Here is a 14,491-nt window from a genome sequence, read left to right as displayed (position 1 = left end):
CGCCGCGGCTGGCGATCTTTTGCTTTGCGCTTCCCTATCCCTTCGGTTCAGACAAATCTGGCATAACACTTGCTCTTGCCTTGCCGTGCGACTGTGAAAACCCGATTAGTGACGGATTATTGGCATGGCGAAGAGCGAAGCAGCAGAGAAAACCCCCGCCGGGAAAGGCAAACTCAAGCTTATCCTCTTGATTGTCCTGGCCTTGTTGCTGGCGATCGGTTTGTCCGTCGGGGCTACCTGGTACTTCATGCACAGCAGTGCCCAGAGCAAGCCTGTCGAGACGACCGAGGCGACCAGCAGCGTCAAGCCAGCGGCCATCTATGAGCCCATGGCGCCAGCCTTCGTGGCCAACTACACGCAGAACGGCCGCCAGCGCTACATGCAGGTGAGCATCACCCTGCTGGCGCGCAACCAGGCCGATCTGGACGCGCTGAAAGTGCATATGCCGGTGATCCGCAACAACCTGGTCATGCTGTTCTCCGGCCAGAGCTTCGACACCCTGGCGACTCCGGTCGGCCAGGAAATGCTGCGCCAGAAGGCCACCGCCAGCGTGCAGGAAGTGGCCCAGAAAGAGGTCGGCAAAGTGGTGGTCGAGCAGTTGCTCTTTACTAACTTCGTACTGCAGTAGGAACACGACATGGCCGTGCAGGACCTGCTGTCCCAGGATGAGATCGACGCGCTGCTGCATGGCGTCGATGACGGTCTGGTACAGACCGAACACGCCGCCGAGCCCGGCAGCGTCAAAAGCTACGACCTGACCAGCCAGGATCGCATCGTCCGCGGACGCATGCCGACCCTGGAAATGATCAACGAGCGTTTTGCCCGCTACACCCGTATCAGCATGTTCAACATGCTGCGCCGTTCGGCGGACGTGGCGGTGGGCGGCGTGCAGGTGATGAAGTTCGGCGAATACGTGCACTCGCTGTACGTGCCGACCAGCCTCAACCTGGTGAAGATCAAGCCGCTGCGCGGTACCGCGCTGTTCATCCTCGACGCCAAGCTGGTGTTCAAGCTGGTGGACAACTTCTTCGGCGGCGATGGTCGTCACGCCAAGATCGAAGGCCGTGAATTCACCCCGACCGAATTGCGCGTGGTGCGCATGGTGCTGGAGCAGGCCTTCGTCGACCTGAAGGAAGCCTGGCAGGCGATCATGGAAGTCAACTTCGAGTACATCAACTCCGAAGTGAACCCGGCCATGGCCAACATCGTCGGCCCGAGCGAAGCGATCGTGGTCTCGACCTTCCACATCGAGCTCGATGGCGGCGGCGGCGACCTGCACGTGACCATGCCGTACTCGATGATCGAGCCGGTGCGGGAAATGCTCGACGCCGGCTTCCAGTCGGACCTGGACGACCAGGACGAGCGCTGGAGCAAGGCCCTGCGCGAAGACGTGCTGGACGTGGATGTGCCCTTGAGCGCCACGGTGGCTCGCCGGCAATTGCGCCTGCGCGACATCCTGCACATGCAGCCAGGGGATGTGATCCCGGTGGAACTGCCTGAAGACATGATCATGCGCGCCAACGGCGTACCGGCGTTCAAGGTCAAGCTCGGTTCGCACAAGGGCAACCTGGCCCTGCAAGTGATCGAGCCGATCGAGCGCCGTTGAGCGGCGCTGTTATGAATTCGCTTTGTTAATGATTTTTTGCCCGCCGAGGACAACATGGCTGACGAACACGAAATGACTTCCGCAGAAGACCAGGCCCTGGCTGATGAGTGGGCGGCCGCTCTGCAGGAAACCGGCGATGCCGGACAAAACGATATCGACGCCTTGCTGGCAGCCGACGCGGCCAGTGCGCCGGCATCCAATCGCCTGCCGATGGAAGAGTTCGGCAGTGTACCGAGGAGCAACGAGCCGGTGACCCTCGACGGGCCGAACCTGGACGTGATCCTGGACATCCCGGTATCGATCTCCATGGAGGTCGGCAGCACCGACATCAACATCCGCAACCTGCTGCAGCTCAACCAGGGTTCGGTGATCGAGCTCGATCGCCTGGCCGGCGAGCCGCTGGACGTGCTGGTCAACGGCACGCTGATCGCCCATGGCGAAGTGGTGGTGGTCAACGAGAAGTTCGGCATCCGCCTGACCGACGTGATCAGTCCGAGCGAACGCATCAAGAAGCTGCGCTAAGTGAGAAAGCTACTCGCGCTGTTCCTGGCCTGGCCGCTCTGGGCCCTGGCCGCCGAGCCGGCGGCCAGTACCGCCGCGCCAGTGGTTGGCAGCAGCGGCGTGGCCGGGCAGCTGACCCAGCTGGTGCTGGGCCTGTTGCTGGTGGTGGGGCTGATCTTCTTCCTCGCCTGGCTGTTGCGCCGGGTGCAGCAGGCCGGACCGGCCGGCAAGGGGCAGGTCATCGAGCTGGTCGGCTCGCGGGCGCTTGGTCCGCGGGACCGGCTGATGCTGGTGCAGGTCGGCAACGAACAGATTCTGCTCGGCCTGACGCCGGGCACCATCACTGCGTTGCATGTGCTCAAGGAGCCGGTGCAGGTGCCGAGCGCCGAGCAGGCGACTCCGGAGTTTGCCCAGCGTCTGATGGAGCTGCTGGGCAAGGATCAGAAGGATAAGAAGTAATGCCGTTGCGCCTCCTCTTGATGTTGGCCCTGATGCTGGCGGCGCCGCTGGCGCTGGCGGCCGACCCGTTGTCGATCCCGGCGATCACCCTCGGCACCAATGCCGAGGGCCAGCAGGAATATTCGGTCAGCCTGCAGATCCTGCTGATCATGACCGCGCTGAGCTTCATTCCGGCGTTCGTCATTCTGATGACCAGCTTCACCCGGATCATCATTGTGTTCTCGATCCTGCGTCAGGCCCTGGGCCTGCAGCAGACGCCGTCGAACCAGATCCTCACCGGCATGGCGCTGTTCCTGACGATGTTCATCATGGCCCCGGTGTTCGACCGGGTGAACCAGGATGCCCTGCAGCCGTACCTGGCGGAGAAACTCAATGCCCAGGACGCGGTGGCCAAGGCCCAGGTGCCAATCAAGGACTTCATGCTGGCCCAGACCCGCAGCAGCGACCTGGAGCTGTTCATGCGCTTGTCCAAGCGCACCGACATCGCGACGCCGGATCAGGCGCCGCTGACGATCCTGGTGCCGGCCTTCGTCACTTCGGAGCTGAAGACCGCGTTCCAGATCGGCTTCATGATCTTCATTCCGTTCCTGATCATCGACCTGGTGGTCGCCAGTGTGCTGATGGCCATGGGTATGATGATGCTGTCGCCGCTGATCATTTCCCTGCCGTTCAAGATCATGCTGTTCGTGCTGGTGGATGGCTGGGCCCTGATTATCGGTACCCTGGCGGGCAGTTTCGGTGGTGTTTAGAACCTTGTTGGCGGGTGACGCGCTATGACGCCTGAAGTCGCAGTAGACCTGTTTCGCGAAGCGCTCTGGCTGACCACCATGATGGTCGCCATCCTGGTGATCCCCAGCCTGCTGGTGGGCTTGCTGGTGGCGATGTTCCAGGCCGCCACCCAGATCAACGAGCAGACCCTGAGCTTCCTGCCGCGTCTGCTGGTGATGCTGGTGACGCTGATCGTCGCCGGTCCCTGGCTGGTGCAAACCTTCATGGAATACATCCTGCAGCTGTACGGCAGTATTCCGCAGTTGATCGGCTAAGCCATGTCTCTGCTGGCGCTTACCGATACGCAGATCAGCACCTGGGTCGCGACTTTCATGCTGCCGCTGTTCCGGATCGGCGCCGTGTTGATGACCATGCCGGTCTTCGGTACGACCCTGGTGCCGACCCGTATCCGCCTGTATTTCACCCTGGCCATCACTGTCGTGGTGGTGCCGGGTTTGCCGCCCATGCCGGCGGTCAATGCGCTGGACCTCAGCGGGCTGCTGCTGATTGCCGAGCAGATCATCATCGGCGCCTTGTTCGGCTTCTCCTTGCAGCTGTTCTTCCAGGCTTTCGTGATTGCCGGGCAGATCATTTCGACGCAGATGGGCATGGGCTTCGCCTCCATGGTCGACCCCACCAACGGCGTTTCGGCGGCAGTGATCGGGCAGTTCCTGACCATGCTGGTGACCTTGCTGTTCCTCGGCATGAACGGTCATCTGGTGGTCTTCGAGGTGCTGACCGAAAGTTTCACCACCTTGCCGGTGGGCAGCGCGCTGCTGGTCAACCACTTCTGGGACATCGCCGGCAAGCTCGGCTGGGTGCTGGGCGCAGCGCTGCTGCTGGTATTGCCGGCGATCACAGCGTTGCTGGTGGTGAACATCGCCTTTGGCGTGATGACCCGCGCGGCGCCGCAACTGAACATTTTCTCCATCGGTTTCCCGCTGACCCTGGTGTTGGGCCTGGTGATTTTCTGGATCAGCCTGGGCGACATTCTCAACCAGTACCAACCGCTGGCCGTCGAGGCCCTGCAGTTGCTGCGCAACCTGGCACAGGCGCGTTGAACCATGGCTGAGAGCGAGAGCGGTCAGGACAAGACAGAAGACCCCACGGAGAAACGTAAAAAGGACTCCCGGGAAAAGGGCGAGATTGCCCGCTCCAAAGAGCTCAACACCCTGGCGATCACCATGATCGGAGCCGCTGGCTTGCTGATCTACGGCGCGGGGGTGGCGCAAGACCTGCTGGAAATCATGCGCCTGAACTTCTCCCTGCCGCGCGAGGTGCTGCTCAGTCCTGGCGCCATGGGCCTGTACCTGCTGCATTCGGGCAAGATCGCGATTATCGCCTCGATGCCGATCCTGCTGCCCCTGGTGCTGGCGGCACTCATTGGTCCTATCTCCTTGGGCGGCTGGCTGTTTTCAACCAAGAGTCTGGCGCCCAAGTTCAGTCGCATGAACCCGCTCAGCGGCATGAAGCGCATGGTGTCGCCGACCTCGCTGATCGAGTTGCTCAAGGCCTTTGCCAAGTTTGTGGTGATCTTGGTCGTGGCTTTGTCGGTGCTGCGCTCGGATATCGACGACCTGCTGCGGATCGCCCACGAGCCGCTGGAGCAGGCGATTATCCATAGTGTGCAAGTGGTGGCCTGGAGCACCTTGTGGATGGCCTGCGGGCTGATCCTGATCGCCGCGGTGGACGTGCCGGTGCAGCTGTACCAGAGCTACAAGAAGCTGCTGATGACCAAGCAGGAAGTGCGGGACGAGCACAAGGACCAGGAAGGGCGCCCGGAGGTCAAGCAGCGGATTCGCCAGGCCCAGCGCGAGATGTCGCAGCGGCGGATGATGGCGGCGATTCCCGAGGCGGACGTGGTCATCACCAACCCGACCCACTACGCCGTGGCGCTCAAGTACGACGCGGAGAAGGGCGGGGCGCCGGTGTTGCTGGCCAAGGGCAGCGATTTCCTGGCGCTGAAGATCCGCGAGATCGCCGTGGCCAACGAAGTGCTGTTGCTGGAGTCGCCGGCGCTGGCGCGTTCGATCTACTACTCCACCGAGCTGGAGCAGGAGATCCCTGCCGGGCTCTATCTGGCGGTGGCCCAGGTGCTGGCGTATGTCTATCAGATTCGCCAGCACCAGGCTGGCAAGGGCAAGCGTCCAGATCCGCTCAAGGACCTGCCGATTCCGCCGGATTTGCGACGCGATTCCTGATCCGCGCCCTGGCGCCGACGGCGCTGGAGTCACCCTTTTTAGCCAGTGATGGCGCAACGCCATAAATCAGTTTGCCTTCCAGGCCAAAGTTGGAAGGCTTCTTGCAATACCCGCCCTGCGCCGCCTCCAGGCGTCAAAAGTTTGCTTTAGGGAACGGGGAATACCGGTGGATCGCTCTCAGTTAATCAGCACGGCTCGCACTAACCTGACTGACCTCAGTCGGGGGAACCTGGGTGTGCCGCTGTTGCTGTTGGTCATGCTGGCCATGATGATGCTGCCGGTGCCGCCGTTCCTGCTGGACGTGTTCTTCACCTTCAACATCGCCCTGTCGATCGTCGTCCTGCTGGTCTGCGTGTATGCCCTGCGGCCGCTGGATTTCGCGGTATTCCCGACCATCCTGCTGGTGGCGACCCTGTTGCGCCTGGCGCTGAACGTGGCTTCCACGCGGGTGGTGATGCTTCACGGGCAGGACGGTCACGCTGCCGCGGGCAAGGTGATCCAGGCCTTCGGCGAGGTGGTGATCGGTGGTAACTATGTGGTCGGTATCGTGGTGTTCGCGATCCTGATGATCATCAACTTCGTAGTGGTGACCAAGGGTGCCGGGCGGATTTCCGAGGTGAGCGCGCGTTTCACCCTCGATGCGATGCCGGGCAAGCAGATGGCCATCGACGCCGACCTCAACGCCGGCCTGATCGACCAGGCCCAGGCCAAGGCGCGACGCCAGGAAGTGGCCCAGGAGGCTGAGTTCTACGGTTCCATGGACGGTGCCAGCAAGTTCGTCCGCGGTGACGCCATCGCCGGCCTGCTGATCCTGTTCATCAACCTGATCGGCGGCATGGCGGTCGGTATCTTCCAGCACAACATGTCCTTCGGCGATGCCGGCCGGGTCTACGCCTTGCTGACCATCGGTGACGGTTTGGTGGCGCAATTGCCATCGCTGCTGCTGTCCACCGCAGCCGCGATCATGGTGACCCGTGCTTCCGGTTCCGAAGACATGGGCAAGCAGATCAGCCGGCAGATGTTCGCCTCGCCCCGGGCCCTGGCCGTCGCCGCCGGTCTGATGGCGGTGATGGGCCTGGTGCCGGGCATGCCGCACTTTTCCTTCCTGAGCATGGCGGCCCTGGCGGCTGGCGCTGCCTACCTGTTCTGGAAACGGCAGAACGTGGTCAAGGTCCAGGCGCTGGAAGAGGTCAAGCGCCAGCAGGAACTGCTGCCTTCGCCGGCCCGCGCCATGGAAACCAAGGAGCTGGGTTGGGATGACGTGACCCAGATCGACATGATCGGCCTGGAAGTCGGCTATCGCCTGATTCCCCTGGTGGACCGCAACCAGGGTGGGCAACTGCTGGCGCGGATCAAGGGCGTGCGCAAGAAGCTGTCCCAGGACCTGGGCTTTCTCATGCCCACCGTGCATATTCGCGACAACCTCGACCTGGCGCCCAGCGCTTACCGGCTGACGCTGATGGGAGTGATCCTGGCCGAGGCCGAGATCTATCCGGACCGCGAGCTGGCGATCAACCCGGGGCAGGTCTACGGCAGTCTCAACGGCATCACCGCCAAAGATCCGGCCTTCGGCCTGGAGGCAGTGTGGATCGAGATCAGCCAGCGCGCCCAGGCGCAATCGCTGGGTTACACCGTGGTCGACGCCAGCACCGTGGTCGCCACCCACCTCAACCAGATTCTGTACAAGCACTCCAGCGAGCTGATCGGCCACGAAGAAGTCCAGCAGCTCCTGCAACTGCTGGCCAAGGGCTCGCCGAAGCTGGCGGAAGAACTGGTGCCGGGCGTGCTCTCGTTGTCCCAGTTGCTCAAGGTGCTGCAGGCGCTGCTGGCCGAACAGGTGCCGGTGCGCGATATCCGCAGTATTGCCGAAGCTATCGCGAACAATGCCGCCAAGAGTCAAGATACTGCCGCTTTGGTGGCCGCGGTGCGCGTCGGATTGTCGCGCGCCATCGTGCAAAGCATTGTAGGGACTGAGTCTGAGCTGCCTGTGATCACCTTGGAGCCCAGGTTGGAACAGATTTTGCTCAATAGTCTGCAGAAGGCAGGACAAGGCTCGGAAGAGGGTGTTCTGTTGGAGCCAAGCATGGCTGAGAAGCTGCAGCGTTCGTTGATCGAAGCCGCGCAGCGCCAGGAAATGCAAGGTCAACCGGTGATTCTGCTGGTAGCCGGTCCGGTCCGCGCGATGCTCTCGCGGTTCGGACGCCTGGCGGTCCCGGGCTTGCACGTGTTGGCTTACCAGGAAATCCCTGACAACAAGCAAGTGACCATCGTTGCGACAGTAGGGCCCAACGGCTGAGGTAGTGGGTTATGCAAGTTAAGCGTTTTTTCGCCGCCGATATGCGTCAGGCCATGAAGCTGGTTCGTGATGAGCTGGGCGCCGACGCCGCCATCATTGGCAATCGCCGCATCGCCGGCGGTGTCGAGCTGACGGCTGCCCTGGATTACAAGCTGTCGGCGCTGGCGCCCCGGGTTCCGAACATGGAACTCGAGGACGAACTGCGCAAGACTCAGTCGCGCATCGTTACCGCCCAGGCCGAACTGAGCCTGCGCGGCGACGGCGATGCCAGCACCAGTCGCCAGCTGTTCGCCGGCCTGCCGCTGACCGCCGCCGAGCCGCTGATCGAACCTACGTTCAGCGAGCCCCAGCGCCCGGCCCCGGTGGCCGCCGCGCCGGCCGTCGATCAGCGGGCATTCGACTCGATGCGTTTTGAACTCAACGGCCTGCGCGAGCTGCTGGAAGTCCAGCTCGGCTCCCTGGCCTGGAGCCAGCTGCAAGGCAGCCGGCCCGAGCAGGCCAACCTCTGGCGGCGCCTGCAACGTATCGGCTTGTCCGGTCCGCTGGCCCGCGACCTGCTGGCGCTGATAACTGAAATCGACGAACCCCGCCAGGCCTGGCGCATGCTCCTGGCCCACCTGGCGCGGATGATCGTGACCCCTGAAGTCGAGCCATTGGAGGAGGGCGGTGTGATCGCCATGGTCGGCCCCGCCGGCATGGGCAAGACCACCACCCTGGCCAAGCTGGCTGCCCGTTACGTACTCAAGTACGGCGCGCAGAACATCGCGCTGGTGAGCATGGACAGCTACCGCATCGGCGCCCAGGAACAGCTCAAGACCCTGGGTCGGATCCTCAACGTCTCGGTGACCCATGTCGACCCGGGCCAGTCCCTGGCGCAAGCCCTCGATCCGCTGCTGCGCAAGCGCGTGGTACTGATCGACACCGCCGGCCTGCAAGCCAGCGACCCGGCCCTGCGCATGCAGCTGGAAAGCCTGGCCGGGCGCGGGATCCGGGCAAAAAATTATCTGGTCTTGGCAACCACCAGCCAGAAACAGGTTCTAACCGCCGCGTACCACAGCTACAAGCGTTGCGGGCTGGCCGGCTGCATCCTGACTAAACTGGATGAAACCGCCAGCCTTGGTGAGGTGCTGAGCCTGGCGATCAGTCACGAACTCCCTGTTGCCTATCTGACCGATGGCCCGCGGATTCCGGACGATCTGCACTTGCCGCGCCGTCACCAGCTGGTCAGTCGTGCGGTGAGCGTGCAGATGCAGGAAGAACCCAGCGAAGAAGCCATGGCTGACATGTTCGCTGACCTCTACCACAACCCGACCAAGCGGGTTGGCTGAGGGAATCATGGAAAAATTGCAATGTACCTACATCGATGGTCTGCCAGGCATTGTTCCGTTGGTGAACGCGCAGCCAGTTATGTGGCCCCGTCTAAGTAAGACAAGGTAAAGAAAGAACATGGGCAGCATGCATCCCGTACAGGTGATCGCGGTGACCGGCGGCAAAGGTGGCGTCGGCAAGACTAACGTGTCAGTGAACTTGTCCCTGGCCCTAGCGGAGCTCGGCCGGCGCGTCATGCTGCTGGACGCCGACCTGGGTCTGGCTAACGTCGACGTGCTATTGGGGCTGACCCCCAAACGGACCCTCGCCGACGTGATCGAAGGCCGCTGCGAGCTGCGCGATGTGCTGCTGCAGGGGCCGGGTGGAATCCGTATCGTGCCGGCGGCGTCCGGCACCCAGAGCATGGTTCATCTGAGTCCGGCGCAGCATGCCGGCCTGATCCAGGCATTCAGCGACATCGGCGACAACCTCGATGTGCTGGTGATCGACACCGCTGCCGGTATCGGCGACTCGGTGGTCAGCTTTGTCCGCGCCGCGCAGGAAGTCTTGCTGGTGGTCTGCGACGAGCCGACCTCGATCACCGACGCCTACGCGCTGATCAAGCTGCTCAACCGCGACTACGGCATGAACCGCTTCCGCGTGCTCGCCAACATGGCGCAGAGCCCGCAGGAAGGCCGGAACCTGTTCGCCAAGTTGACCAAGGTCACGGACCGCTTCCTGGACGTAGCCCTACAATACGTCGGCGCCGTGCCTTACGACGAATGCGTGCGCAAGGCCGTGCAAAAGCAGCGTGCGGTCTATGAAGCGTTTCCGCGCTCGAAGTGCGCGCTGGCGTTCAAGGCCATTGCGCAGAAAGTCGATACCTGGCCGTTGCCGGCCAACCCACGTGGACATCTGGAATTTTTCGTCGAGCGGCTAGTGCATCAGACAGCGGGACCGGTGCTATGAGCGCCAGCGGCTACAACCTTTACAAAAAGTCGGCACGTGACAGCCAGTACGAATTGATCGAGCGTTATGCGCCACTGGTCAAGCGTATTGCCTATCACCTGCTGGCGCGCCTGCCGGCCAGTGTCCAGGTCGAAGACCTGATCCAGGCCGGGATGATCGGTCTGCTCGAAGTGTCGACCAAGTACGACGCGAGCAAGGGCGCGAGTTTCGAGACGTACGCGGGTATCCGTATCCGTGGTGCGATGCTCGATGAGGTTCGTAAAGGTGACTGGGCGCCGCGTTCGGTACATCGCAATACCCGGATGGTGAGCGATGCCATTCGCGCAATTGAAGCTAAAACCGGTCGTGACGCTAAAGATCATGAAGTTGCGGCCGAACTTCAATTGAGTCTCGACGATTATTACGGGATTTTGAACGACACCTTGGGCAGTCGCCTGTTCAGCTTCGACGACCTGTTGCAGGACGGCGAGCATGAAGGGCTGCATGAGGATGGCGCGAGTGCTCATCTCGAGCCGTCGCGCGACCTGGAGGACGAACGTTTCCAGGCTGCGCTGGCGGACGCGATTGCCAATTTGCCGGAGCGTGAGCGACTGGTCTTGGCGCTGTACTACGACGAAGAGCTGAACCTCAAGGAAATCGGTGAGGTCCTGGGGGTCAGCGAATCGCGGGTCAGCCAGTTACACAGCCAGTGCGCGGCCCGTTTGCGGGGGCGTTTGGGAGAGTGGCGAGCGCGCTGACAGGCAGTGTGGGGGACACTGCGGACGAGACTGGCACGACGTTGCCGGTCTTGCGGTGTGTATTCCATGCAGTCGTTGAGTGCTCTGCCTGATTGATTGAATGGCGCGTCCAGGTGCTGGACGCGTTTAAGACTGCTTGGAGGTCGAATTGGACAAGAACATGAAAATCCTCATCGTTGATGACTTCTCAACGATGCGGCGGATCATAAAAAACCTGTTGCGTGACCTGGGGTTCACCAACACGGTCGAGGCTGACGATGGCACCACCGCCATTCCGGTCCTCAACAGTGGGAGCATCGACTTTCTGGTAACGGACTGGAACATGCCTGGCATGACCGGTATCGATCTGCTGCGCCATGTGCGCGCCGATGAAAAACTCAAGCACCTGCCGGTACTCATGGTGACCGCTGAAGCCAAGCGCGAACAGATCATCGAAGCTGCCCAGGCCGGCGTAAACGGCTATGTGGTCAAGCCCTTCACGGCCCAGGCGTTGAAAGAAAAGATCGAGAAGATCTTCGAACGCATCGGTTGAGATGTGGAACCATTCCGCCACGGGGGAGCTATGGAGCACAACGAATCTTCATTGGGCGATTTCGAATCGACCCTGAAAAAACACGCACTCGAACTGGTCGACAGCCTTGAAAAAGGCAAGTTCGGCGAAGCCGTGCAACTGATCCATGAGCTCAACCAGACCCGTGACCGCGGCCTGTACCAGGAAGTCGGCAAGCTCACCCGCGAGCTGCATAGCGCCATCGTCAATTTCCAGATTGACCCGCATATGCCGCAAGCCGAGGAAGTTTCACAGATCACGGATGCCACCGAGCGCCTGTCCTATGTGGTCAGGCTGACCGAGGCTGCGGCCAACCGCACCATGGACCTGGTCGAGAGCGCCACCCCGTTAGTCAATGGCCTGAGCAGCGAAGCCCAGGCCCTGAGCGCCGACTGGGGACGTTTCATGCGTCGCGAACTGGGCGCCGAAGAATTCCGCGACCTGGCCCGCCGGGTGGACGGTTTCCTGACCCGCAGCGAGCAAGAGACGCGCGCGGTATCGAGCAACCTCAACGACATTCTGCTGGCGCAGGACTACCAGGACCTGACCGGTCAGGTGATCAAGCGCGTGACCCAGTTGGTCACCGAAGTCGAGAGCAACCTGCTCAAACTGGTCCTGATGGCCAGCCAGGTCGATCGTTTTGCCGGCATCGAACATGACCGTGAATCGATCCTCGCTGAAAAAGATCCGCAAAAACATCTGGCCAAGGGTGAAGGTCCGCAGATTCATGCCGATAAACGTGAAGACGTTGTATCCGGTCAGGACGATGTCGACGATTTGCTTTCCAGCCTTGGATTCTAGGAGCACCCATACATGAGCTTCGGCGCCGATGAAGAAATCCTTCAGGATTTTCTGGTTGAGGCCGGCGAGATTCTAGAGCAACTGTCCGAACAACTGGTCGAGCTGGAAAGCCGACCGGACGATGCGGATCTGCTCAACGCAATTTTTCGCGGTTTTCACACTGTAAAAGGGGGCGCCGGCTTCCTCCAGCTCAACGAGCTGGTGGAGTGCTGCCACATCGCCGAAAACGTGTTCGACATCCTGCGCAAGGGTGAGCGCCGCGTCGACGCGGAACTGATGGACGTCGTGCTCGAAGCGCTGGACGCGGTGAACGGCATGTTCGGCCAGGTGCGCGAGCGTACCGAGATCACCGCTGCCACTCCGGAATTGCTGGCGGCCCTGGCCCGCTTGGCCGAGCCTGCGGGGGCCGAGGAGGTCGCCGCACCGGTGGCCGAGGTTGAAGCCGTTGCCGAGCCGGTTGCCGAATCGACCGAAAGCGAGTCCGGCGATATCACCGACAGCGAGTTCGAGCAGTTGCTCGATTCGCTGAATGCCGCCAAGGCCGAGGCCGAAGCCCCGGCCGCTGTTGCACCTGCTGCGCCTGCGGCCGGTGGCGAAGCGGCCAGCGACGAAATTACCGACGCCGAGTTCGAGTCGCTGCTCGATCAATTGCATGGCAAGGGCCAGTTCGCACCGGATGCGGTGGCACCTTCGGCCACGGCGCCCGCTGCGGAAAAAGCCGCGGCCAGCGACGAAATCACCGATGACGAATTCGAAGCACTGCTGGACCAACTGCACGGCAAAGGCAACTTTGCGGTAGAGGCACTGGACTCCGCGGTGGCCGCGGCGGTACCGCCGGCTGCGCCAAGCGCGGCCGCCGCCGGTAGCGACTTGATCACCGACCAGGAATTCGAATCCCTGCTCGACGAGCTGCATGGCAAGGGCAAGTTCTCTGAAGTACCCGCTGCCGCAGCGACCGTGGGTAGCGCAACGGCTGTCACGGCCTCGGCGCCTGCCGCCGTCGCCAAGCCTGCGGTGAAGAAAGCCGAAGCCAAGGTCGAAGCGCCGAAACCGGCTGCAGCTGCTGCTCCGGCACCTGCTCGTGCTCCGGCTGCCGCCCCGGCGGAAAAGCCGGTCAGCGAAGCCGAAACCACCGTGCGGGTCGATACCGCGCGGCTGGACGAAATCATGAACATGGTCGGCGAGCTGGTGCTGGTGCGTAACCGTCTGGTGCGCCTGGGGCTCAACAGCGGCGACGAAGCCATGTCCAAGGCCGTGTCGAACCTCGATGTGGTCACGGCCGACTTGCAGACCGCGGTGATGAAGACCCGGATGCAGCCGATCAAGAAGGTCTTCGGGCGCTTCCCGCGCCTGGTTCGCGACCTCGCCCGCCAGCTCAAGAAAGAGATCAACCTGGAGCTGGTCGGCGAAGAGACCGACCTCGACAAGAACCTCGTCGAGGCCCTGGCCGACCCGCTGGTGCACTTGGTGCGCAACGCCGTCGACCACGGTATCGAGTCGCCGGAAGAGCGCGAGGAAGCGGGCAAGTCCCGTGGCGGCAAGGTGGTGCTGGCGGCCGAGCAGGAAGGCGACCACATCCTGCTGTCGATCTCCGATGACGGCAAAGGCATGGACCCGAACGTCCTGCGCGCCATTGCGGTCAAGCGTGGGGTGATGGACAAGGATGCCGCCGATCGCCTGAGCGATACCGAGTGCTACAACCTGATCTTCGCCCCGGGCTTCTCGACCAAGACCGAGATCTCCGACGTGTCCGGCCGCGGTGTGGGCATGGACGTGGTGAAGACCAAGATTTCCCAGCTCAACGGTTCGATCAACATCTACTCGACCAAGGGCCAGGGTTCGAAGATCGTCATCAAGGTGCCATTGACCCTGGCGATCATGCCGACCCTGATGGTGATGCTGGGCAACCAGGCGTTCGCCTTCCCGCTGGTCAACGTCAACGAAATCTTCCACCTGGACCTGTCGCGCACCAACGTGGTCGACGGCCAGGAAGTGGTGATCGTTCGCGACAAGGCGCTGCCACTGTTCTACCTCAAGCGCTGGCTGGTCAGTTCCGCCGCTCACGAAGAGCAGCGCGAAGGCCACGTGGTGATCCTTTCGGTCGGCACCCAGCGGATCGGCTTCGTCGTCGATCAACTGGTCGGCCAGGAAGAAGTCGTCATCAAGCCATTGGGCAAGATGCTCCAGGGAACTCCGGGCATGTCTGGCGCCACCATCACCGGTGACGGCCGCATCGCCCTGATTCTCGATGTTCCGAGCATGCTCAAGCGTTACGCCGCACGGCGTATTTGAATA

The 14,491-nt window shown here is 62.2% G+C and carries 15 protein-coding genes; all 15 read left to right on the top strand.

All coding sequences use genetic code 11. The annotated features are described in order from the left end of the window. Window positions 1–124: 124 nt before the first annotated feature. The 15 genes from fliL to J4D52_RS15345 all read left to right on the top strand — a co-directional run bounded on the left by fliL (window position 125) and on the right by J4D52_RS15345 (window position 14,488). Window positions 125–628: a flagellar basal body-associated protein FliL gene (fliL, locus tag J4D52_RS15415; protein WP_102676215.1), complete on the top strand. Its 504-nt coding sequence runs from the start codon at window positions 125–127 to the stop codon at window positions 626–628. A 9-nt stretch (window positions 629–637) separates the two neighbouring features. Next, on the top strand, window positions 638–1,606 hold the full coding sequence (gene fliM, locus J4D52_RS15410; RefSeq protein ID WP_009042741.1) for a flagellar motor switch protein FliM: 969 nt from the start codon (window positions 638–640) through the stop codon (window positions 1,604–1,606). A 54-nt stretch (window positions 1,607–1,660) separates the two neighbouring features. Then, window positions 1,661–2,128 carry a flagellar motor switch protein FliN gene (gene fliN, locus J4D52_RS15405; RefSeq protein ID WP_063429385.1) on the top strand — a complete coding sequence of 156 codons (468 nt, stop codon included), beginning with the start codon at window positions 1,661–1,663 and terminating at the stop codon, window positions 2,126–2,128. After that, a complete protein-coding gene (gene fliO / locus J4D52_RS15400; RefSeq protein ID WP_063429020.1) occupies window positions 2,129–2,566 on the top strand; it encodes a flagellar biosynthetic protein FliO in 438 nt (145 codons plus the stop codon). After that, window positions 2,566–3,315, top strand: a complete 750-nt coding sequence (fliP, locus tag J4D52_RS15395) for a flagellar type III secretion system pore protein FliP (protein WP_025805207.1) — start codon at window positions 2,566–2,568, stop codon at window positions 3,313–3,315. The genes fliO and fliP overlap by 1 nt, the downstream gene beginning before the upstream one ends. A gap of 24 nt (window positions 3,316–3,339) precedes the next feature. After that, on the top strand, window positions 3,340–3,609 hold the full coding sequence (fliQ, locus tag J4D52_RS15390; protein ID WP_003184009.1) for a flagellar biosynthesis protein FliQ: 270 nt from the start codon (window positions 3,340–3,342) through the stop codon (window positions 3,607–3,609). 3 nt (window positions 3,610–3,612) lie between these two features. Continuing rightward, window positions 3,613–4,395, top strand: a complete 783-nt coding sequence (fliR, locus tag J4D52_RS15385) for a flagellar biosynthetic protein FliR (RefSeq protein ID WP_025805208.1) — start codon at window positions 3,613–3,615, stop codon at window positions 4,393–4,395. Between the two features lie 3 nt (window positions 4,396–4,398). After that, window positions 4,399–5,535 (top strand): flagellar biosynthesis protein FlhB, encoded by a 1,137-nt coding sequence (gene flhB / locus J4D52_RS15380; protein WP_025805209.1) that lies wholly within the window; start codon window positions 4,399–4,401, stop codon window positions 5,533–5,535. A gap of 166 nt (window positions 5,536–5,701) precedes the next feature. After that, the gene (gene flhA / locus J4D52_RS15375; RefSeq protein ID WP_025805210.1) at window positions 5,702–7,831 is read left to right on the top strand and encodes a flagellar biosynthesis protein FlhA; all 2,130 of its coding nucleotides are present in this window, start codon (window positions 5,702–5,704) and stop codon (window positions 7,829–7,831) included. A gap of 11 nt (window positions 7,832–7,842) precedes the next feature. Further along, window positions 7,843–9,159, top strand: coding sequence for a flagellar biosynthesis protein FlhF (flhF, locus tag J4D52_RS15370; RefSeq protein WP_025805212.1), 1,317 nt, complete (start codon window positions 7,843–7,845; stop codon window positions 9,157–9,159). A gap of 118 nt (window positions 9,160–9,277) precedes the next feature. Further along, window positions 9,278–10,108, top strand: a complete 831-nt coding sequence (gene fleN, locus J4D52_RS15365; protein WP_007922506.1) for a flagellar synthesis regulator FleN — start codon at window positions 9,278–9,280, stop codon at window positions 10,106–10,108. Then, on the top strand, window positions 10,105–10,845 hold the full coding sequence (fliA, locus tag J4D52_RS15360; RefSeq protein ID WP_007922505.1) for an RNA polymerase sigma factor FliA: 741 nt from the start codon (window positions 10,105–10,107) through the stop codon (window positions 10,843–10,845). The genes fleN and fliA overlap by 4 nt, the downstream gene beginning before the upstream one ends. Window positions 10,846–11,005: 160 nt before the next feature. Further along, window positions 11,006–11,377 carry a chemotaxis response regulator CheY gene (locus J4D52_RS15355; RefSeq protein ID WP_003183998.1) on the top strand — a complete coding sequence of 124 codons (372 nt, stop codon included), beginning with the start codon at window positions 11,006–11,008 and terminating at the stop codon, window positions 11,375–11,377. A 30-nt stretch (window positions 11,378–11,407) separates the two neighbouring features. Further along, window positions 11,408–12,196 carry a protein phosphatase CheZ gene (locus tag J4D52_RS15350; RefSeq protein WP_009042749.1) on the top strand — a complete coding sequence of 263 codons (789 nt, stop codon included), beginning with the start codon at window positions 11,408–11,410 and terminating at the stop codon, window positions 12,194–12,196. A 12-nt stretch (window positions 12,197–12,208) separates the two neighbouring features. Then, entirely contained in the window at window positions 12,209–14,488 is a 2,280-nt protein-coding gene (locus tag J4D52_RS15345; RefSeq protein WP_063429021.1) for a chemotaxis protein CheA, read from the top strand. The last annotated feature ends 3 nt before the right edge of the window (window positions 14,489–14,491 follow it).

The sequence above is a fragment of the Pseudomonas sp. GW460-12-10-14-TSB1 genome, from assembly GCF_017349775.1.
GTDB classification, from domain to species: domain Bacteria; phylum Pseudomonadota; class Gammaproteobacteria; order Pseudomonadales; family Pseudomonadaceae; genus Aquipseudomonas; species Aquipseudomonas piscium.
Note: the sequence above shows the minus strand (reverse complement) of the source record. Positions and strands in the feature narration are given on the sequence as shown.